Here is a 20741-nt window from a genome sequence, read left to right on the forward strand (position 1 = left end):
GCGCCATCAGGCCGAAATCACCGCACTTCCGGGGGTGGCGATGCCCTCTTGCTGGAAAGCGCGGAGCACGCGCAGGTTCACATCGGATTCGAACGCCTTTTCAAACCGCGTGTCGAGGACATAGGCCTTGAGCCGCAGGCGCACCCCGACAAGATGCGTCGTCGACCATTGATTGACGAGGATAACGACCGGTTTTGCAAGGAATACGAACCGGCTCGACAACACGGCCTCGTTCACGATTTCCCTTGCTCTTTCAATGTCCTGATCGGCGGCGATAAGAAAGTCCATCACCACCTGCATGTCGAGCGCGCCGTAATTGCCCGACGATGTCACATCGGACAGGAACTTGCTGTTGGGGATGGTGACGGTGTTGTCGTCCAAAGTCTGCATGCGCACGGAACGCAGGCCGATGGCGGTGATGTCGCCATATTCGCCGCCAAAATTGACCCGGTCGCCCACCTGAAACGGACGGTCGAGCATGACGATGACGCCCGCGATGAACGATGCCACCAGATCCTTCATCGCGAAACCTACCGCCACCGCGACCGTACCGCCGATCAGGGCCAGCGTCGTTTCATCGAACCGGAACGAGAGCAGAAGGACGATAACCGTCGTCGCGACATAGACGATGAACTGCCCGATGGTCGAAACCTTGTGCAGCGTCAGGCGGCGGGAAGAGAATTCCGAGCCAAATGCCGTGACGAAGCGCGAAAGCAGGCGCAGCAGCGCCCACGCGCCCGCGATTACGAAGACAGAGCTGATGACCCCGCCCCAGCGCACCACATCGGCCAGCCGGTTGATCGTATTGACGTCGATATCTTCCTGCGCCAGCGCCGGTACCGCCCAGATCGCGGCCAGTCCGGCAAAGGCGCACGCGATGCGGCGAAGGGATTGTTTCACCATCACCTTTTCTCCCTGACGATCAGGTTCTGGCGGGCAAGCAGGCGCACCACCTCGATCCACCAGTGCAGCGCGATCTGGTAACCGCCGTCGGTTTCCACGGCGACGCCCATGCGTTCCAACCTGCGCAAAGCGTCACTGACCATCATGTCGGGCAGGTCGGTACTGGCGCGAATGGCGCGCACATCGGCGAAATCCATTTGCAGGATCACGCGCAGCACGAATAGCGCAGGCATGGGAAGCGCCGCCAGCGTATCGACCGGCGGCGTGTCGAAGGTCCGCACCGTCACCCTTTGGTCGCGGCCATCCACGAACAGGGATCGCCGCCATGTGTCCAGCGCGATCGCCGGGTTGCCGCTGACATAATCGGTCAAACGCTCGAAATAGCCGCGTTTGCGGCGTTCGATGGGGGACACGTCCTCACCGAATTCAAAGACGCCATCGTCGATCATGTCGGAAAAATCGGGGTCGATCCCGGCTTGCGCCGTCCGCCGTTCGATCAGGGAACGCAGCTCGGCTGCAGACCAGTGCGGCAATTCGATCATGGTGTCGAACAGGATCCGGTCGCTGCGCGCGCGCTGGAGGAAACGCCACGACGCTTCGGAGATCGTGAACACCCAGCGGCAGCGCGGTCCGCTGGCGCGGGCCAGCGTGATCAGCCGGTCCAGTTCCGACAGCCCGCCAATCGCGGGCACGATCAGGCGCTGGATGTCATCGACCATGATGAACAGATGCTCGCCCTCACCCGAGATGAAACCCGCGCCCACGCCTGCATCTGCCAGCAGGGCGTCAAGCGCATCAGGCCCCGGACATTGCGGAATTTCGAGCGAGATGATCCGGCATTCCTCACCGCAATTCTCGGCAAGGTCGTGCAGGAAAGAAGATTTGCCAAGCCCGCGTTCGCCAATCACCAGCGTCAGCGATCCCGCCTTAACCTGCGGCAGCGGGTTTTGCCCCGGCCTCTCGCGGCCCGTGCGCAGCTTTGCGGGTAGGCGATGCGGTTCGAATACCGCCAGCGTTTCCGGCGGCAGGCGGTGGAACCGACCGCTCGCCTTGTCCTGCGCGACCTGCTTTTCCGCAGCAAGGCGTGAACGCTGATCCAGCATTTCGCGCACCAGCGCGACGTCGCGAATGCGGCGCGCAATGATCAGCCGCATGCCTTTTAAAAGCAGGAGCAGCCCCACGGCGATCCGCCCCAGATTGCCGGTAATGCCGCCTGGATCGCGCGCCACCCAGCGCAGCAGCGCGCTATCGCTTGCCTGCGCATCGGCAAGCCGCACGATGCGTTCGCGCCACCAATGGGCCAGCAGGACCGCGACGACCGGCACCAGCAGCCACGCCGCCGTCACCACCCAGTTATAGATTGCCCCGCGCCCGACGACCGCGCGCGTCAGGTTGAGCATCAGGCCGATCACCAGAAGCGAGCCCGCCAACAGCTTCAGCGACCGCCAGCGCAGCGCCGCGCGCGGATCTTCGCGCCGCCGCCCGCTTGCCAATTCATTGACGAGCCGCACCAGCACCACCGTCGCCAGCGACCAGAACAGCACGATCCAGACAAAGCGCAGGCCCGATACGACCAGCTCGTCTGGCCAGAGCCACCAGAGCAGTGCTGTCAAAATCAGCCAGTCGAGAGGACCGCGAATGCCGCGCCAATGCCGCAGCGCCGCAGTCTGAAGTGACAGTGCCATGGTCCGCGGACGCTTTCGCGCCGCCTCCACCTCAGCCCGCGTAAGGATGACATCGCCGCGCCTGCGCCACCATGCGAAAAACAGCAGCAGCACGAATATCCGCAGCATCGCCAGGACGAAACCGGGGCTGGGCGTTGCCACCCGGTCGGCGAGGTCCATGAGCGTGCGCCGCCATGACTGCAGGTTGAAGCGCAATTCGAGCACGATTTCGGAAATCTCGCGCCGGACCTGCGCCACGCCTTCCGCGCCGAATCCGGTAACCCGCGCGCGCTTGCCCACGCTTAGCGAGGTGAGCAGCGTCAACCGCGCATCGTTGAGCAGGTTCATCGAATTGCGCAGCGCCTCGCGCCGTTCCCATAGCTGCTCCAGATAGGCGGCACGAAGCTTGGCCGCATCGGCGACGAGCCCGGCAACCTCTCCGCGCAGAGCCCGCGTTTCAGGGGCATCGGGCAGCAGCGCGGGATCAAGCGAAGGGGGATCGAGTTGCGCCGAAGCGGGAATGTCGGGCGCATTCAAGGCGGCGCGCAGGTCGCGGCGGACCTGCGTCAATTCCGCCACCAGCTCACCGTATAGCGTATCGGCCCCGGTCTCGACCCCGCTGGCCGCGTCCTGCGAGCGGCGGCGCCAGCTATAGGCTTCCTCCATGATCGCATCGGGGCGATTGACGCTGCGCGCCAGATCGGAGCGGAACTGCGCCTGCGCCTGTTTCACTTTCAAGAGTCGTGCATGCTCGCCCGCGATCAGGCGTTCGTGCTCGCTCGCGGCATTGATGGCGGCAAGCTGCGCATCGCTCAATTGCATGCGCGCGCGGTCGAGCTGCGCTTCGGCAAGGGCGATCGCGTCGCCAGCCCCGGAATTGATCCCGGATGCAGCGGCCAGCATCGCCAGCCTTTCAGGGGGCAATTGCAGGATGCGCCGCTTGGCGAGGACGATCTGGTCCTTCAGCCAGGCGATGCGATCATCGGCAGAGGCATTTTCGCCCGGCTGCGGCACATCGTCAGGTGCCTCGCCTGCCAGCACGCTTCGTCCGTCGGCCAGCGGATTGACGTTCAGCACCAGCGGATTGGTCGGCCTGCCATCTAGAAACGCCCTCAATTCGCCAAGCTGCTGCGTCAGCGCCTCGATTTCGCGCGTATCGCTGCGGCCCTCGTCCTGCTCGCGCTGGAACGCGGCATGCTTTTGTGCGTGCTGCTCCAGCAATTGCTCGCGCCGTGCCTCGGGCAGACGCAGAAACGATGCCTCGGCCACGGCAAGCGCGGCCTGTTCGGGCGACAGCGTGGTAAGAGCGGTCGGGTCGGCGGCAGCGGCATCGAATACGGATTTTTCCGCCACCATCCGCTTAACCGCGCGAAGCCGCAGCACATCGGGCCCGCCGAGTGAATAGCGAAACAGGTCCGGCGCTGCGATCGCAGGGGAAAGATCGCCATCGGCCAGAGCGCGTATCCGCGCCGCCCGTCGCGCCGGCGTATCGGCCTCACCCGCCGGTGCGGATGGCGCAGCGCCCTGCCCCTGCGCCATGGCGGGCGATATGGGCATCACCGAAAAGATCGTCGCCGCTGCGGCAAGCGCGGGCGCAAGCAGGAAACGAAGCGGCTTCATCGCGGTGGATGATGCAATCAACTTGCTGGCGCTGCAACAGGAAGCGCACAATGATCCTCCGCCTTCTTCACATGCTGTCTGGCGAAGATGTCGCCGCGCTTATCTGCGCAGCAGCGGAAGCCCCGCTATCAGGCGGACAAGATCGCTCGCCTTGTTGATGTTCATCTTGGCATAAATATGCGCCGTATGGGTCCGCACGGTGGGTTCGCGCACATCCAGCTCCTGCGCGATATGCTTGGCACTCATGCCTTTCGCCACGGCAACGGCCACCCGCACTTCCGCATCGGTCAGCTCATACATTTCCGCCAGCATCACGCCTGCATCCTGTGCGATCGCTCCCCGCTCCATGATCGCCATGGTAAGGCTGCGCCCTTCCACCAGCCGGGGCTGGAGATGCACGTGCCAGCGCTCTCCATTCATGTCGTCGGCAAGGAAGGATCCGCCGCGCATTCCCGTGCGCGTCGTCGCGCTGCGCAAGGTACGCTCCCACGCCGAATGGACACCAGGCGCCGGAAATCCGATCCGTCCGCCAGTGGCCGTGAACAGAAAACCGCTCTTGGCGAAAGAGGCAGCCGTTTCGTTCATGAAACATATGCGCCCGCAATGGTCGAGCAGGAGCATCGCCACGCCCACCGCATGCAGACCGCTCTGCGCGATGGCTGCGGACTGCTCGGCTTCGATCAGACGGCTTCGCGCGTTGATCATCCGCCGGTAATGCGGAGCGAGGCGGTCGATCCGGGCAATCGCCTCATCATCGAAATCGGCGTCGTCTTTGCCGCGGTGGCTGCCGATCAGGAACAGGCTGCCATCGCGCAGCTTCCCCATCGTGCCCACGCACCACAGGCTATCGTCGCCAAAGGCTCGGAGAAAGTCATTGAACATCCGGGAATCCATGAATTCCTGCGGCTTCATCATGTCGCTCGCCCGGCAGGCCCTGCCCGTGCTCAGCGACACGGGCGTCATGACATCGGCCCACGCATCCATCTTGTCGAAGCCGTGTTCGAGGTAGTATCGCCCCATCTCTTCCGGGAAATAATTGATCGCCTGATGAATGATCGCCCCGTCCGGCGCAAAGATCTGCAGGGTGCAGCTTCGGGCCCCGATCTCTCTGCAGATGACATCGGGGAGGTTTGCGAAAACGGCATCATCGTCCAGTGCGTCATAGATTTGGTCGATGATATCCAAAAGCTTGTCCTGCTTCGCGATGAAGGTCCATTACTGGGACGTGACCCGGTTCCTGCTCTTTTTACAAGGGTAGATGAGGTCATTTCGGAAAAATAATATCTTCAATCCAATAAGTCCTCTCGACCTTGTTACATTATTACAAAAAATGGGCAAAAAATGAAGGTCGTTTGGGCCTGTTGATTAAATATCCGCACATTCGTGACGCACGAGGCTTCATGCCAATACTTGCAATCCATAAGACGGTGGGAAACATTCGCATCCCCCGGCGATGACAGGCATCTCCCTGTTTTGATTGGGTTCTGCGCCAACTTATGCTATGGTCCGTGGACAAGGCGCTGGTCCGACCTGGCGCTCTGGCGACGGGGCGGAAAAGCGCCACGCCACCATCACAAGGCCGCGACAGCGCCCGCCGGATCGGCGGAAAGGAGCGGTGGTGACATGATCATTGCAATCGACGGCCCCATCGGATCGGGAAAGAAAGGAATCGCGCTCTTTCTGGCGCGCCATTTCAGCCTGCCTCACCTCAGCAGCGGCCTCTTGTATCGCGCGGTAGCTTTCCAGCTCATGCAGATCGAGGGCGATGCCGACAGCGAAGCGGATGCCCTGGCCGCATGCGACTTTGACCCACTGATGCTGGAAGAGCCTGAACTTCAAGCCGAATATATCGGCGGACTGGCCAGCCGCATCGCCGTGCACCCGCGCGTGCGCAAGACATTGTTCGAGCGCCAGTGGAGATTTGCCCATCGCCCCGGCGGCTGCATCATGGATGGGCGTGACATCGGCACGGCCATCGCGCCAGACGCCGACGCCAAGCTTTTCCTCGCCGCCGATTTCGACGCGCGGCTGCGGCGCATCAACCGGCGCTATCGCATGCGCGAGGATCCGCTCAGCATCAAGGAGGTGGCCATCGACATCAGCCTGCGCGACGATCGCGACACCATGCGCGAGGCATCGCCGCTGCGGCAGGCTGTCGACGCCGTGCTGCTCGACACGTCCCACCTGGATGACGAGGAAGCCAATCAGGCCGCTTTGCGCATCGTCGAGGGGCTGCTGGCATGGCCCCCACCCCGGCAGGGGCTGGAGGTTGGCGCCTGACCGTGCCGGTCAGGCGGCCCTTGGCGTTTAGGCAGCATTGCCCGAAATGTAATTGGAAAGCTGCTCAATGGTGAATTCGCGATCGGCGATGGTGCTTTTGACAAGGTCGCCGATCGAAAGCACGCCGAGCAGGCGATCCCCGTCCATCACCAACAGGTGCCGAACCTTGCAACGCGTCATCAGGGCCATGCATTCGTCAATGTCCTGATCGGGACGGACATGGATAAACCCCTCGCGCATCGCGTCGCGGACTGGCGTTTCTGGAGAGGAACGTCCCTTCAGGAAAACATTGCGGGCATAGTGTCGTTCGGTGAACAGGCCGATCGGCTTGCTGTCCTCCATAACGATCAGCGCGCCAATGTCGTGCTGCGCCATCCGTTTCAGCGCCTCCAGCACCATCTCGCCAGCCGAGATGGACCAGATTTCGTTGCCTTTGTTCGTGATGATTTCGAGTGCGCTTGTCATGGCCAATGCCCGGCATCCCAGATGCCACTAACGCGACCCTTACCTTGAATAACGAGTTTAGCCGCCGACAGTTCCCGAAAAATTCATGCGCTGCTCGAACGCTCCTTCTCGATAATCGATCGCGCGAGCTCGTCCGGAAAGCCGCTGGCCTGCAGAACTGCCTCGGTCAGTTGCAGTCCGGTCTCCGTGGTTTCCGGGATGGCAAGTTCTGCCCCCTTGTTCCTTAAAGCTCGCGCATGGGCCGGATCGCGCGCCCGGGCGAGGATGGGTAGATGCGGGTGAAAGCGATGAAGATCCTCTACCACTGCGGCTGCGCCGTCGCGTTCATCCATGGTGGAAATGAACGCGATCGCCTTTTCGATGCCGATCTGGTGCAGGAACCGATCGTTATTGGCATTGCCGAAATGGATGGGGATGCCCGCATTGCGGTGGCGCATCACCAGATCGGGATCGCAATCAATGGCGAGATAGGGGATCTGCTGGTCTTCGAGAATGCGTCCGATGGCGCGGCCCACCCGGCCAAAGCCCCCGATGATGACCCGGCCCTCGGCGGTCTCGCCATCGCTGCCGGTTGCGCTGCCCGCTTCCCGTACCGACAAGATGCGGGCGACACGCCTGCCGATGACCGCCAGAAGCGGCGCCGCAAACATGCTGACCACCACGACCGGAATGACGAAATAGGCGATCGACATCGGGATGACCGCCGCGACCGTTGCCGCCGACACCGCGATCAGGGCGAATTCCCCGCCCTCCCCCAGCAGGATCGCGGTTTCGGCAGAAACCGCGCGCGAATGTCGGAACAAACGCGCCAGGATGAACAGGACGGCGGCCTTGAACACGATCAGTGCGAGAGCGGCCAGCAGGATCAGGCCGATGTCATCCCAGATCGAAACCACGTCAAGCCGCATGCCGACCGATATGAAGAATAGCGCGAGCAAGAGCCCCTTGAACGGCTCGATGTCATTATGGACCTGATGGCGATATTCGGTCGCGGCAAAAAGCAGACCGGCCAGAAATGCGCCCAGTGCCATTGAAAGCCCTGCGAGCGCGGTAAGTGCCGAGGTTCCGATTATCAGCAGCAGGACGCAGGCCATGAACAGTTCCTGGCTCCCGCTTCCGCCGACAAAGCGCAGCAGGGGGCGTACGAGAAACCGTCCGGCGAGGAAAATGGCGAGGATGACACCGGCGGCCTCCGCCAATGCCAGCATCGCTTCGGCAAAAGCTGCATCAGACCGGCCGGAAAACAGGCCTATCAGGAACAGGATCGGCACGACTGCCAGATCCTGCATCAGCAATACGCTGAAAGACACCTTGCCGGCAGAGGAGCTGAGCCGCAATTGCTCCGACAACAGCTGCATGACGATCGCGGTGGAAGAGAGCGCAAGGCACAGGCCCAGCAGGATCGCACTCTCGGCATTGCCCCCCAGCCAGAGCACGGCAGCGCCGATCCCGAAAGCGCTGACCATGATCTGCGAGAGCCCAAGCCCGAAAACGTCGCGCCGCATCGACCAGATACGCTGAAATGACATTTCCAGCCCGATGCTGAAGAGGAGGAAAATCACCCCCAATTCGCCAATCGCCTCGACCCCCTCGATATCAGTGATGACGACAAGGCTGAGACCCGGCAACTGCGATGTGAGCCGTCCGAGGCCATAGGGCCCCACGAGAAAGCCGATGCAAAGAAAACCGAGCACCGGGCTGATCCGCATCTTGCGCGCAACCGGCATGATCAATCCGGCTGCGGCAAGGAAGATCAGGATCTCGCGCAGATAGGGGATGGTGGCATGCACCGCTTTCTCCGTGGCCACGTGCGTCAGGGCAGTTTACGCGATTGCCGTCGACTGGGAAATGGGGCGAGGCCTGCCCTCATCAGGCGAATAGAGTCGCGCTCCCGACTGTAGCACGCCAATCCGATGCCCGCCGGGATCGCCCCCCGCTTCAGAGATTGAGGCCAGGGCTCACACCTGACCGGGACAGAGAATTTATACAGATTGCCGGTACGGTCTGTCGGCACACAGGGGCTGGCTGGGACGTAAACGCCCGAAACCCGCAGAAAACCCTGCCTGAAGACTGTGCTGGCTGGGGCGGCAGGATTCGAACCTGCGCATGCCGGTACCAAAAACCGGTGCCTTACCGCTTGGCTACGCCCCAGCAGAGCAACGCGATGGGTTGCAGGGGCCGCCATATAAACCCTTTGACCGCTTTGAAAAGGCCTCCGGGCGTGAAAAGCACAACTGCTGTGGAACCCCTCGCCCCACATCAACGTTCCAACGGCCATAATGGCAAGTAGAACACAACCATCTCAGGGACATGCCGGGGGAAATGCCGGGCTTGCCAAGCTTATCTTCGTCGATGACGACCTGCCGGGAATTTCTCGCCGTCGCTGCGGACGCGGATGGGCCTATTACGATGCCAAAGGCGATCGCATCGAGGACCGGGACGAGATCGACCGACTGAACGCCATCGCCCTGCCCCCCGCCTATACCGACGGCTGGTTCTGCCCGGCTCCCAATGGCCACATTCTGGCAACCGGGATCGATGCACGCGGCCGAAAGCAATATCGTTATCACCCCGATTTCCGCAGTCACCAGGACGGAGAGAAATTCGACCGCTGCCTCGCCTTTGGCAAGGCGCTGCCGCTGGTCAGGAAGCGTGTCGCCGACGATCTTGCGACGCAGGGGCTTACACGCGAACGCGCGGTGGCCAGCGTCGTTCGCCTGCTCGACCTCGGTCGGTTGCGGGTCGGGAACGAGGCTTATGCCAAGCGCAATCGGAGCTTTGGCGCCACGACTCTTCGCAATCGCCATGCCGAGGTAAAAGGCAAGCGTCTCGTCCTGCACTTCAAGGGAAAGTCGGGACAGGAGCGCGAAGTGACGCTGACCGACCGCAGCCTTGCCCAAGTGGTCGAGGAAATGCACGAACTGCCCGGGCAGCACCTGTTTGGCTATGTCGATGACGACGGCAACGCCCATAAGGTCTGTTCAAGCGACGTGAACGAATATCTGCGCGAAGCCATGGGCGACGATTTCTCGGCCAAGGATTTCCGGACCTTTCATGGCAGCGTGCTCGCCTTTGGCGCCTTGGCGGGCGCGACCGGGCGGGTCCCGATCAAAACCCTGCTCGAAGAAGTGTCGACAAGGCTGGGTAACACCCCTGCGGTCACCCGTAAGGCCTATATCCATCCCGCCGTGATCGCTCTTGTCGACAGGCAGCAGCGATGGCGCGCGGCGTTGAAGCTGCCGCGCAAGACCCGCTGGCAGACCCGCGAGGAACGCGCGCTGATCGCGTTGCTGGAAGAAAGCCCCAGCGCCGCCGAATTGCTGGCAGCCTGAACGCGGTCGGGCCTGAAGCAGACTTCATCCGGAATGGTCGGAATTGGGATTCCGGCGGATTTATCTTTAATTTGAAGAATGCTATCTGACCGACACCTAATGATCGCCGCCTATTTCTCCCTTTTCGGTTTTGCCATCGCCGTAGCCCTGATCGTGCGGGGTGAAAGGCGGCATCGCGCCATGCGACAGGGCCTCGGCGGATATGACTGCCTGCAACCGGGCATGATCGGCCGCTTCGTTCTATCCGTCATGTGCATCGTTACGGCGACCATGGCGGGCTTTCTGCTGGCAGGCGGCTGGGGGCAGGACGGCGCGTTCATCCGCAACCTTGGCGCCCTTATCACGGCATTGGCCTGCGCCATCTGGGCGCATGATTTTCATGACCAGCTTTATGAACGCGTCGTCGCATGGTCCATGGACGCCATCGTACTGCGCGATGCCGGCGGTGAGGCGCGCGTCGATATGTCCGACCTTGTGGCGATACGCGCACCGGCGCTGTCGACCAGCGTGACCCTGTCGTTCAGCGGTGATCGGGAGCTTGAGTTCGAGCGTTACCTTGCCAATTCGGGCGACCTGCTCTCACTCGCGAACCGCCGTCACCCCGAACCATCACTGCGGGGCGAAGGGTAATACGCTGACAGCGCCCCGCCCTGCCTTGTGCGCGCGGCTAGCCCAGCTTCTTCACCCAGCCATGGCTATCGGCCACCAGCCCGCGCTGAATGCCCGTCAGGCGGTCCTTCATCTTCTGCGTGAGTTGGCCGGGGCCGCCGGTGCCGATCGTGAATTCGCCATCATGGCCCGAAACCCTGCCGACCGCGGTGACGACCGCTGCCGTACCGCAGGCGAAGGTCTCGACCAATTTCCCGGTCGTCGCATCCTCGCGCCACTGTTCAAGGCTGTAGCGGCCTTCCTCGACCGTCAGCCCCTCTTCACGCAGCAGGGTGATGAGCGAGTTGCGCGTGATGCCCGGCAGGATCGTGCCGGTCAGCGCGGGCGTCAGCACGCGCCCGTCATCAAAGACGAAGAACAGGTTCATGCCGCCCAGCTCCTCGATCCATTTCCGCTCTGCCGCGTCGAGAAAGACCACCTGGTCATGCCCGCGCTCGATCGCTTCGGCCTGGGGGACAAGGCTGGCGGCGTAATTGCCCCCGCATTTGGCAGCGCCGGTACCGCCGGGGGCTGCACGAGTATAATCGCTCGACACCCAGATCGAGACGGCGGGCGCGCCCGACTTGAAGTAATTGCCCGCAGGGCTGGCGATCACGAGGAACTTGTAACGCTTGGCCGGACGCACGCCGAGGAAAGCCTCTGACGCGAACATGAAGGGGCGCAGATAGAGCGAGGAGCCCTCCTCCTCCGGGATCCAGCCATTGTCCTTTTCGACCAGCAGGCGGATCGCTTCCAGGAACATCTCCTCAGGCAATTCGGGCATCGCCATGCGGCGGGCGGAATCGTTGAACCGCTTCGCATTCGCCTCGGGGCGGAACAGCGCGGCGGTGCCGTCGGGGTGGCGATAGGCCTTGAGACCTTCGAATATTTCCTGCGCGTAATGCAGGACCGCAGCGGCGGGATCGAGCTGGATCGGATGGCGCGGGCCAATGACGCCATTGTGCCATCCGCGCGTGTCGCTCCATTCGATGGATACCATGTGGTCGGTGAACTGCGTGCCGAAGCCCGGCGTCAGCAGCACCTGCGTGCGCTGATCGATAGGCATGGGTGCAGGATGTTCCATGGTCTGGAAATTCATCTGCGCGGCGGCTTCACTCGCCATAATTCACCTGATTCCTGTCTTAAATTGCGGACGCAGCCGGTTAGGCCCACGCGCGGGCTCTGGCAAGCCCGCGCGTAAGCAACGAAGAAATATTAATTCACCCAACTGTTTTTGCGCGCAATTTAAATTGCGCAATCTTGTATCAGCGACCGCCCGGCGGAACTCCGTTCTGTTCAAGGAATCGCAGGATCGTGCCCAGCACGTGCTGAGTGATGACCGGCCCGCCGACCGCGTGGCCGAAACCGGGATAAAGCATCATCTCGAACGACACGTTCTCTTCCTGCATGGCGGCAACCATGGCAGTGGTGTTGTCCATCACCACATTGTCGTCACTCATGCCGTGGGTGATCAGCAGCGGGTCGCTGATCTTGCCCGCGTCCTCTATCGTGTTCGAGGCCTTGTAAGCCTCGGGCACCTTACGCGGATCGCCCATATAGCGTTCGGTGTAATTGGTGTCGTACATTTCCCACTTGGTGACAGAGCTGGCCGCGATGCCCGCGGCGTAAAAGCCGGGATCGGCCTCCAGCATCTTCAAGGTCATGTAACCGCCATAGCTGCCGCCATAGATCGCGATCCGGTCAGGATCGACGAAGGCCAGCGACTTGAGGAAGGTGCCGCCGGTCTTCTGGTCGGCAACCTCCACCGTGCCCATGGCTTCGCGGATCTGCTTTTCGAATTCGACGCCGCGATTGTTCGAGCCGCGATTGTCGATCTCGAAATAGATATAGCCCTTGTCGACCCAGAACTGCTCGGCAGAGCTGGCCCATGCCTTGGTCACGTCCTGCGCGTGCGGGCCGCCATAGTGATGGAACATGACCGGGTATTTCTTGCCCTCCTCCATCGGGGGCACCAGCATCTTCCAATAGAGCGTCGACCCATCCTCGGCCTTGAGCGTGCCGAAATGCGCGGCCGCGTGGCTGGCGGCATAGGGCGCATAGGGGTGGGCCGCGTCGATCTTGTTTTCCAGCAGCCAGGTGATGGGCTTGCCCTGATTATCGGCCAGGAAATATTGCGTGGGCTGGTTGGTGTTGGACCGCGCCACGACCATCGTGCGCGCCTCGCCGTCCATGGAAACGCCATAGTTCCAGCCCAGCTCGCTCAGGCGGTCGGGCTTGCCCTTGTTCGCATAGTCGAGCTTGTAGAGCTGGTTCTGGAGCGGGCCGTCCATGCGCCCTTCGAACCAGAGCGTGCCCGCCTTTTCATCCACGCCGACAAGATCGGTGACGACCCAGTCGCCCTTGGTCAGCTGGGTCATCTTGCCATTGGCAAAGCGGTAGAGATGGCCAAAACCGCTACGCTCCGACCACCAGATGACCGAACCGTCCTTGAGGAACTTGTAATTGGAGGTCCGGTTGATCCAGTGCCCTTCCGCCGCCTTTTCGCTGAAGATCACCTCGCTCTTGCCAGTGGCAGGGTCGATCTTGAGCATGTCCTGCGTGTCCTGCGCGCGGTTCACGCGCTGGAGGTAAAGCACGCCGCCCGGTGCCCAGTCGACGCGGGTGACATAGATGTCGGGATCGGTGCCGATGTCGACCTTTACAAGATCGCTGCCATCGGGATCCATGACATACAGGTCGATCAGCACATTGGGCGTGCCCGCGGCCGGGTAACGCTGATCATAGGTGCGCGTGCTGCCAGCGCCGATCGAAGTGCGGGTGACGATATTCACCGGCGCCTCGTCATAGCGCAGCACCGCGATGCGGCTGCCATCCGGGCTCCACTTGTAACCGTAGTCGCGGTCCATTTCCTCTTGCGCGACGAATTCGGCCTCGCCCCAGTGGACGGTGTCGCTTGTTTCCTCTGGCGTTACGGCGACCGGTTCGCCGCCGATCGGCGCGACATAAAGGCGGCCTTCGCGCACGAAGGAGACGTGCTTGCTGTCGGGCGAAATGACGGGGTTGAGTTCCCCCTCCTCGCTATCGGTCAGGCGGGTGACGGTGCCATCGAGCTTGGCCAGAAACAGATCGCCATCAAGCGGCACGAGGATGGATTTCGCATCGTCGGCCCAGCTGTACGAGACGATCCCCTTCAGCGATCCGATGCGCCCACGTTCGCGCTGCATCTTTTCGGCTTCGGACAATTCGCGGCCTGTGCCGAATTTTTCGGAATCGACCAGCATCGACCATTCGCCGCTTTCGCGATCATAGGCCCACAGATCGTAGCGATACCGATCATCGTCGCGCGGGCGCAGCAGCGTGAGGTAGCGGCCGTCGGGTGACAGGCGCATCGAACGCGGCGACGCACCGTTCAGCGACGGGCTGCCCGCGATACGCTCCAGCGTCAGCTCCTTTTGCGGGACATCGGGCACCGGCATCGGCGCTTCGGCGGTACCGGGAATCTTGTAATCTTGCGCCATGGCAGGGCTCACCAGACTAGCCCCGAGGGCGATTGCAGAAACGATGGGAAATGCATTCTTGAAACCGAGCATGTGGGGGAAACCGTGTACTTGCTTGAGGGATTGGCGCTTTCTTGACGCGATTGGTACCAATTGCAACCATAGTTCGTCTATCGACATACGCCATGATCAGATGCCCCCTGTGACATAGAGAACCAGAACCACAGCTGAAGCGATCGCGGCCATACAGGCAGCCCCGCTCATCCATCTGTGCGCCACGCGCTGCCGCCACGCGATGCCGTTCACCAGCGCAAAGACAAGCAGGAATACAAAGCTCGCGCCCTCCACCAGCTGTTCGATCCCACCGATGATGGCCAGCACCATCGCGAGCGCGGAAATGACCAGAACGCCAACATGCGGCACCCCGCTGCCCGAAGTGCGGGCAAATGCAGCAGGCAGTTCGCCATCCTTCGCTGCCCCGCCCGCAAGGCGCGCGGTGGCAAAAACGGTCGCATTGATGGCGCTGGCGGTGGAAAATACCGCGGCGATAGTGACGAGAACGAAGCCCAACGCGCCCAGGGCAGCCTGCCCTGCCTCTGCCAGGGCGATCTCCTCGCGCGCGACGATCTGGTCCGCGCCGGCCAGCATGGGCGCGCCAATGGCGACAAGGATATAGGTGAGCGTCGTCGCCGCGATTGACCAAGCCATGGCGCGGCTGATCGTTCTGGGCGGGTCCTTCATTTCGTCATAGTCGTAGGAAAGGAGCTGAAACCCTTCATAAGCCATGAAAACCACGCCTACGCCTGCCAGCGCACCCAGCGGGCCAACCGCTTCGTGGGCAGGCAGCGCGAGCCGTTCGGGCGCCCAGTGCCAGAGGCCCAGCCCTGCAAGGCCGAGAAGGATGAGAAGCTTCGCCCAGACCGCGACGAGTTCGACGATGGTGGCCTGCCGCGCGCCCAGGAGATTAACGCCTGCGATGATCGCGATGGCCGCAATCGAGGCCGCTTTGGCTGCCCAGGCGGGTGCGCCGAATGCGTTCGCGGCATAGGCGCCGAAGGTGAAGCCATAGACCGCGACCGTCAGCACATAGCCCGCGATCAGCGTCCACACCACTGCGCGGGCAAGCCGCACATGGCCAAGATCGCGAAGGAAACCGTAAGAGCCACCGGGCGCGTCCCTCGCCACCGTCAGCCGTGAGTAGCTATGGCCCGTGCCGAATGCGATCAGCCCGCCGATCAGGAAGGAAATCGCCGCATAGCGCCCCGCGACCGAGATCACGACGCCAAGCGTCGAAAAGATTCCGCCACCGATCATGCCGCCCACCGCCATCGCCCATGCGCCTCCGAAACCGAGGACGCCCCCGGTGCGGTTGGTGGACTGGTCGGTCACGCGAAACTCCGGGAAATACGCGCCCGGCATCCGGGCAAAGAAAAAGGGCGGCCCCCTGCCGGGAGCCGCCCTCAATCTAGTCGCTCGTTGCGCAGGACCAAGGGGCCCGCGAAACGAAAGAGGCTTATGCCTCCTCGCGCACCGTCTTGCGCTCGGCGATGCGAGCGCGCTTGCCGGTACGACCGCGCAGATAATACAGCTTGGCACGACGCACGACACCGCGGCGGACCACGGTGATGCTGTCGATGTTGGGCGAGTACAGCGGGAAAACACGCTCCACGCCTTCGCCGAACGACATCTTGCGAACGGTGAAGTTGGAACCCATGCCGCGGTTCGAACGCGCGATCACCACGCCTTCGTAGTTCTGCACACGCTCACGCGTGCCTTCCACGACGCGCACGCCGACGCGCACGGTGTCACCCGCACGAAATTCCGGAATATCCTTGCCGAGAGCCTGGATGGCTTCAGCTTCAAGCTGCTGGATCAGGTTCATTTGCCTGTGCCTTCATCTTTTTGCCGCGCGCCAGAGGCAGGCTGGCCCCGAACGTCACCATGACGTTCCCAAAGGTCCGGCCTGCGTAACCGTGTATCGTCTTCGCTTCTCTGCTTTCGCCAAGCAGCGATCTTCGCATGATCCCCCGATCGCAGCACTTCAGGGATCGTGCGCCCTTCCCATTCAGCGGGCCGGGTGTAATGCGGATATTCGAGGAGGCCGTTCTCGAACGATTCCTCGACTCCGCTAGAAGCGGCGCCCATTACGCCGGGAATGAGCCGAATGCAAGCGTCGAGAAGCATCAGCGCGCCGCATTCGCCGCCCGACAGGATGATGTCGCCCATCGACACCTCTTCCACGTCGCGCCCCTCGAAGATGCGCTCGTCGAAACCCTCGAACCGTCCGCACAGGATGATCGCGCCCGGCCCTGCGGCCAGTTCGCGCACGCGGGCCTGCGTGATCGGCTTGCCGCGCGGCGTCATCGCCAGCACCGGGCTATCGGGGTTCGTGCTGCGCGCATGGTCGATCGCGGCGGCCAGTACATCGGCCTTCAGCACCATGCCCGCGCCGCCGCCTGCAGGCGTATCGTCGACGGTGCGATGCTTGTCGGTCGCGAAATCGCGGATCTGCACCGCATCCATCGACCATGCGCCCTCGCCCAGCGCGCGGCCCGCTAGGCTGTGGCCCAGCGGACCCGGAAACATGTCGGGGTAGAGAGTCAATACGGTGGCAGCGAAAGCCATGGCTTCAATCCATGTGCTTGAGGCCGACGCGCAGGTAATCCCAACCGGTTATCACCGTCAGCGCCGCTGCCGTCCACAGGCACGCGAGCCCGGTCAATCGCACCCATTCCAGATGCGGGAGCGCGCCTGCAAGGATCAGCGCGCCCAGCGCGATCAGCTGCGCCGTGGTCTTCCATTTCGCCAGCTTCGACACCGGAACCGATACCTGCACGCCTGCAAGGAACTCGCGAAGGCCCGACACCGCGATCTCTCGCAACAGGATCACCAATCCGGCCAGCGCGTGAAGATCGCCGACATAGGGGCCCGACATTCCGCCCTTCAATGCGAGCACGAGGATCACCGCGCCGACCATCAGCTTGTCCGCGATCGGATCGAGAAAGATGCCCAGACGGCTCACCCGCCCACTGGCGCGTGCCAGATAACCGTCAAAATAATCGGTTATCGCCGCCAGCGCATAGAGCACGAAAGCGATGGCGTGCCCCAGCACCCAGTCGGGCCACCACAGCAGCGCGACAAAAAAGGGGACGGCAAAAATGCGCGAGAGCGTGAGAAGGTTCGGAAGTGTCAGCATAAGAGTCGCGCCAGCATGTAGCGCACGCCGCTCGCCGTGCCAAAGGGAACGCGACGCCTCCTTAACCGCTTTCTGGGTAAATACCGCTTTTTAGGGCCAACCCGGCACGCTTGGGCTTGTGCCGGCGGGCATCACGGTTAAGGACGACGCGACAAGTTCATCATGCTCACTTCCACCGATCTTCTGCGCCGGCGCCGTTTTCTGCCGTTGTTCGTCACCCAGGTTCTGGGGGCGTTCAACGACAATCTGTACAAGAACGCGATGGTGCTGTTCGTGGTGTACGCAGTGTACTCCAGCGCAGAGCAGGAGTTCTGGTTCTCGGCCATCGCGCAGGCATTGTTCACCTTGCCCTTCGTGCTGTTCTCGGCGCTTTCGGGCCAGCTCGCGGACATGCGCGACAAGGCGATGATCATCCGCTGGGTCAAGATCGCGGAGATCGGGATCATGAGCGTCGGCGCAACCGGCCTTGTGCTCGCGACATTGGGGATCGGCGTCCATGCCATCGCCATTCCGCTGCTGCTGCTCGCGCTATTCGCCATGGGCCTGCACTCCACGTTTTTCGGCCCGATCAAATATGCGATCCTGCCGCAGCATCTCGACCGCAGCGAAGTGCTGGCAGGCACCGGACTGGTCGAGGCCGGGACCTATCTCGCGGTGCTGGGCGGCACGATCCTTGCGGGCTGGATCTCGGCAGAGGTCGCCGCAATCCTCGTCATCCTGCTGGCCATGGTCGGCTATGCGACCGGCAGGCAGGTCCCCCCCGCCCCGGCGCAGGGCGCGGTGGAGAAGATCGACTTCAACATCATCCGCTCCTCCATCAACGTGGTGAAGGGTTCGATGGAGGATGCGCGAGTCTATTACGCCATTCTCGCCATCAGCCTGTTCTGGACCATCGGCGCGGTATTGTTCATCGAATTCCCGCCACTGGCCAAGAACGTGCTGACCGCCAGCAAGGAAGTGGCGAGCCTGTTCCTTGTCGTGTTCTCGATCGGGGTCGCCATCGGCTCGGTCTCGATCAACGCGCTGCTGAAAGGCGACGTGTCAGCCCGCTTTGCACCGATTTCGGTGCTGGCCATGGGCGCGTTCGTCGTCGCCTTTCATCTGGTGTGTAAGGCGTGGGTGCCGCATGACAGGCTTTATGGCGTGATGGAATTCATCCAGCTTCCGCTGGCCGCGCCTTTGCTGCTCAGCCTGCTGGGTATCTCGATCGCTGGCGGCATGTTCGTGGTGCCGCTCTATGCCTTCCTGACGACCGTGGTCGACAAATCGCAGACCGCGCGCGCGGTGGCGGCAAATAATTTCGTGAACAGCTTCGCGATGGTGGGCGGATCGGGCGTTGCCATCGGTCTCAACTTCATCGGCATCAGCATTGTCGACCAGCTGCTTCTGGCAGCGGCCATGTGCATCGTGTCGGCATGGCTCGGCTGGGTGCTGCACAAGGCGGAGCTGCGGCTCGCCCCTGCGTAATGCCTTAAGGTGGGATCAGGCGAAGAAGCCGATCACCGCCATGAAGCAAGCGCAATAGGCCATCAGGAAATCTTTCGCATCGTTGGTATTGATGCCCCAGAACAGCTCCTGTGGCTCTTCCTGTTTGATTTCAGGAAGATGCGGCGCGATCTTACGACCGAACCAGCCCTGCACGGCAGCCCTGCGACGCGCCAGCGGCTGATTGAGCGGCATGCGAAGCGGAACGCGAATGGCGGGGGTGGCGGCATGGATCATGGCTGGCACTCGACCTCTTGGCTTGAACTCGTTCCCTCGCGTCTCGCCCTTCACAACGAGCCACGGCGGTAACGTTTCCTTAACCAAGCTTAACGGGCAAGCACGCGAAGGGGTTATGCCTCCACTGCCCCGAACCGGGACATGGGCGCACCGGGGCCAGCGTTAACCATTATGATGCACGGAATTACACGCAGTCCGGACCGGCCCTGCGCCGAAGATCAGCCCTTCTTGGCGTTCGCCTTGGACATGGAGAGAATTTTTTTCCACTCATCGGGCCGGACTTCGCAGACGGAGAGGCGCATGAGCTTGCGCAATTCCATCTCTTCCAGCGAATCCTCGGCCTTGATCTCCTTCAGCGTCACCGGTGCAGGCAGCTTCTCGACCGGCTTCACCTTGACCGCGGCCCACTTGCCGGTGTCATCGGTGGGATCGCCGATGCCCGCCTCGCTAATCTCGCCGATACCGACGATCTCAAGCCCGATGTTGGAGTGGTAGAAGAAGAACTTCTCGCCCTTCTTCATCGCCTGAAGGTTGTTGCGGGCGCGATAATTGCGCACCCCGTCCCAGGTGCCCTCGCCCTCTTCGACCATGTCATCCCATGAATAGACATTGGGCTCCGACTTCATCAGCCAGTAGCGCTTTGCCATCGGGGCGTCTCCCTGCGGGTCATGATCGGGTGGCCGGATCGGCCTGAAAAGAAGCGATGGTGGAGCCGAGGGGGATCGAACCCCTGACCTCTACAATGCCATTGTAGCGCTCTCCCAGCTGAGCTACGGCCCCATTCTTTCCATCGCGCCGCCGCCTTTCGGCGTGGCAGGCATCCGTGGGGGGATGCCGATGTTTTTTCCGCGTTTCGAACGTGGTGTCCGGTGCGGAGAGCGGCTCTCTAGTCAGGCCTTTCGCAGCTTGCAAGTGCAAAATGCACTGTGGCGAAAATCCTTTTCGAGAGCCGCCCGATCCCGCGAAGGATCAGTTGTCGCGGTCGTCGTCGTCGTCGCTCGCCTTGGTCACGCCAAGATCGTCGTCGCCGCCGAGATCAACGTCATTGTCGGGCGAATCGTCGTCATCGTCGACATCGATGTCGAGATCGTCGTCACCCAGATCCTCGTCGTTCTCCTGCTTCTTGTCCTTCGCCTCCTCATAGGGAATTGGCTGCTTGGACTTCAGCACGGGCTCGGGCGTCCATTCGTTACCGCATTCGATGCAGTGAACCGGATCGTCCTTGCCGAGATCGTAGAAGCGGGTGCCGCATTTCGGGCAGGTGTGCTTGGCACCCCATTCGGGCTTGACCATGAAAACCTCGTCGCTGTGCGCCATGGGAACAATCCCAGCAGCGCCATTACCTTGAATAGAAAACCGTGTGCCGGAACAGAATCGGATGGGAAAACCACCCCGCAGCCCCGGCAGGAGCCGCGCGCCTTGCCATAGGGCTTGCGCGCTGTCAAAAGCCCCG

18 protein-coding genes and 2 tRNA genes are annotated in these 20741 nt (G+C 62.2%); 4 read left to right on the plus strand and 16 right to left on the minus strand.

All coding sequences use genetic code 11. The features are described from left to right. Positions 1-6: 6 nt before the first annotated feature. The 3 genes from A9D13_RS03425 to A9D13_RS03435 form a co-directional block, all read right to left on the minus strand. Positions 7-903 (minus strand): mechanosensitive ion channel family protein, encoded by an 897-nt coding sequence (locus A9D13_RS03425; RefSeq protein ID WP_066770112.1) that lies wholly within the window; start codon positions 901-903, stop codon positions 7-9. Then, entirely contained in the window at positions 903-4208 is a 3306-nt protein-coding gene (locus tag A9D13_RS03430) for a hypothetical protein (protein WP_244884879.1), read from the minus strand. Before A9D13_RS03430 ends, A9D13_RS03425 begins: the two co-directional genes overlap by 1 nt. A 78-nt stretch (positions 4209-4286) precedes the next feature. After that, positions 4287-5372 carry a LuxR C-terminal-related transcriptional regulator gene (locus tag A9D13_RS03435; RefSeq protein WP_066770126.1) on the minus strand — a complete coding sequence of 362 codons (1086 nt, stop codon included), beginning with the start codon at positions 5370-5372 and terminating at the stop codon, positions 4287-4289. A gap of 438 nt (positions 5373-5810) precedes the next feature. Here A9D13_RS03435 and A9D13_RS03440 point away from each other — a divergent pair, with 438 nt between their 5' ends. Beyond that, positions 5811-6467: a (d)CMP kinase gene (locus A9D13_RS03440; RefSeq protein ID WP_066770129.1), complete on the plus strand. Its 657-nt coding sequence runs from the start codon at positions 5811-5813 to the stop codon at positions 6465-6467. A gap of 27 nt (positions 6468-6494) precedes the next feature. Here A9D13_RS03440 and A9D13_RS03445 read toward each other — a convergent pair whose 3' ends face one another. From A9D13_RS03445 to A9D13_RS03455, 3 genes are all read right to left on the minus strand, one after another. Next, a complete protein-coding gene (locus tag A9D13_RS03445; protein ID WP_066770132.1) occupies positions 6495-6932 on the minus strand; it encodes a CBS domain-containing protein in 438 nt (145 codons plus the stop codon). Between the two features lie 83 nt (positions 6933-7015). Next, positions 7016-8722 (minus strand): cation:proton antiporter domain-containing protein, encoded by a 1707-nt coding sequence (locus tag A9D13_RS03450; protein WP_066770458.1) that lies wholly within the window; start codon positions 8720-8722, stop codon positions 7016-7018. Positions 8723-9008: 286 nt separating this feature from the next. Beyond that, positions 9009-9083 (minus strand) — tRNA-Gln (locus A9D13_RS03455). Positions 9084-9211: 128 nt separating this feature from the next. Between A9D13_RS03455 and A9D13_RS03460 the strand changes: the two genes are divergently transcribed. Together A9D13_RS03460 and A9D13_RS03465 are read left to right on the plus strand one after the other, a co-directional pair. Beyond that, positions 9212-10264, plus strand: coding sequence for a DNA topoisomerase IB (locus A9D13_RS03460; protein WP_066770134.1), 1053 nt, complete (start codon positions 9212-9214; stop codon positions 10262-10264). 99 nt (positions 10265-10363) lie between these two features. Further along, entirely contained in the window at positions 10364-10894 is a 531-nt protein-coding gene (locus tag A9D13_RS03465; RefSeq protein ID WP_066770137.1) for a hypothetical protein, read from the plus strand. Between the two features lie 37 nt (positions 10895-10931). Here the strand turns inward: A9D13_RS03465 and A9D13_RS03470 are convergent, their stop codons facing one another. From A9D13_RS03470 to pgsA, 6 genes are all read right to left on the minus strand, one after another. Further along, positions 10932-12035 (minus strand): branched-chain amino acid aminotransferase, encoded by a 1104-nt coding sequence (locus A9D13_RS03470; RefSeq protein ID WP_066770140.1) that lies wholly within the window; start codon positions 12033-12035, stop codon positions 10932-10934. A gap of 142 nt (positions 12036-12177) precedes the next feature. After that, positions 12178-14391, minus strand: a complete 2214-nt coding sequence (locus A9D13_RS03475; protein WP_066770464.1) for a S9 family peptidase — start codon at positions 14389-14391, stop codon at positions 12178-12180. 168 nt (positions 14392-14559) lie between these two features. Further along, complete coding sequence (locus A9D13_RS03480; protein ID WP_229665510.1) at positions 14560-15759, minus strand: APC family permease; 1200 nt, start codon at positions 15757-15759, stop codon at positions 14560-14562. 124 nt (positions 15760-15883) lie between these two features. Continuing rightward, complete coding sequence (gene rplS / locus A9D13_RS03485; RefSeq protein ID WP_066770149.1) at positions 15884-16252, minus strand: 50S ribosomal protein L19; 369 nt, start codon at positions 16250-16252, stop codon at positions 15884-15886. Beyond that, the gene (trmD, locus tag A9D13_RS03490; RefSeq protein ID WP_066770152.1) at positions 16249-16995 is read right to left on the minus strand and encodes a tRNA (guanosine(37)-N1)-methyltransferase TrmD; all 747 of its coding nucleotides are present in this window, start codon (positions 16993-16995) and stop codon (positions 16249-16251) included. The genes rplS and trmD overlap by 4 nt, the downstream gene beginning before the upstream one ends. Before the next feature lie 4 nt (positions 16996-16999). Next, positions 17000-17566, minus strand: a complete 567-nt coding sequence (gene pgsA, locus A9D13_RS03495) for a CDP-diacylglycerol--glycerol-3-phosphate 3-phosphatidyltransferase (protein ID WP_066770154.1) — start codon at positions 17564-17566, stop codon at positions 17000-17002. A gap of 162 nt (positions 17567-17728) precedes the next feature. Between pgsA and A9D13_RS03500 the strand changes: the two genes are divergently transcribed. Then, complete coding sequence (locus A9D13_RS03500; RefSeq protein WP_066770157.1) at positions 17729-19033, plus strand: MFS transporter; 1305 nt, start codon at positions 17729-17731, stop codon at positions 19031-19033. A gap of 15 nt (positions 19034-19048) precedes the next feature. On the opposite strand, the gene A9D13_RS03505 is transcribed toward A9D13_RS03500, so the two are convergent. The 4 genes from A9D13_RS03505 to A9D13_RS03520 form a co-directional block, all read right to left on the minus strand. Further along, positions 19049-19288, minus strand: a complete 240-nt coding sequence (locus A9D13_RS03505; RefSeq protein ID WP_066770158.1) for a hypothetical protein — start codon at positions 19286-19288, stop codon at positions 19049-19051. Positions 19289-19506: 218 nt separating this feature from the next. Continuing rightward, the gene (locus tag A9D13_RS03510) at positions 19507-19935 is read right to left on the minus strand and encodes an EVE domain-containing protein (protein ID WP_066770159.1); all 429 of its coding nucleotides are present in this window, start codon (positions 19933-19935) and stop codon (positions 19507-19509) included. Between the two features lie 57 nt (positions 19936-19992). After that, positions 19993-20068 (minus strand) — tRNA-Ala (locus A9D13_RS03515). A gap of 189 nt (positions 20069-20257) precedes the next feature. Then, positions 20258-20581 (minus strand): FYDLN acid domain-containing protein, encoded by a 324-nt coding sequence (locus A9D13_RS03520; protein ID WP_066770466.1) that lies wholly within the window; start codon positions 20579-20581, stop codon positions 20258-20260. Between the last annotated feature and the right edge of the window lie 160 nt (positions 20582-20741).

Source organism: Croceicoccus mobilis (assembly GCF_001661965.1).
Classification (GTDB): domain Bacteria; phylum Pseudomonadota; class Alphaproteobacteria; order Sphingomonadales; family Sphingomonadaceae; genus Croceicoccus; species Croceicoccus mobilis.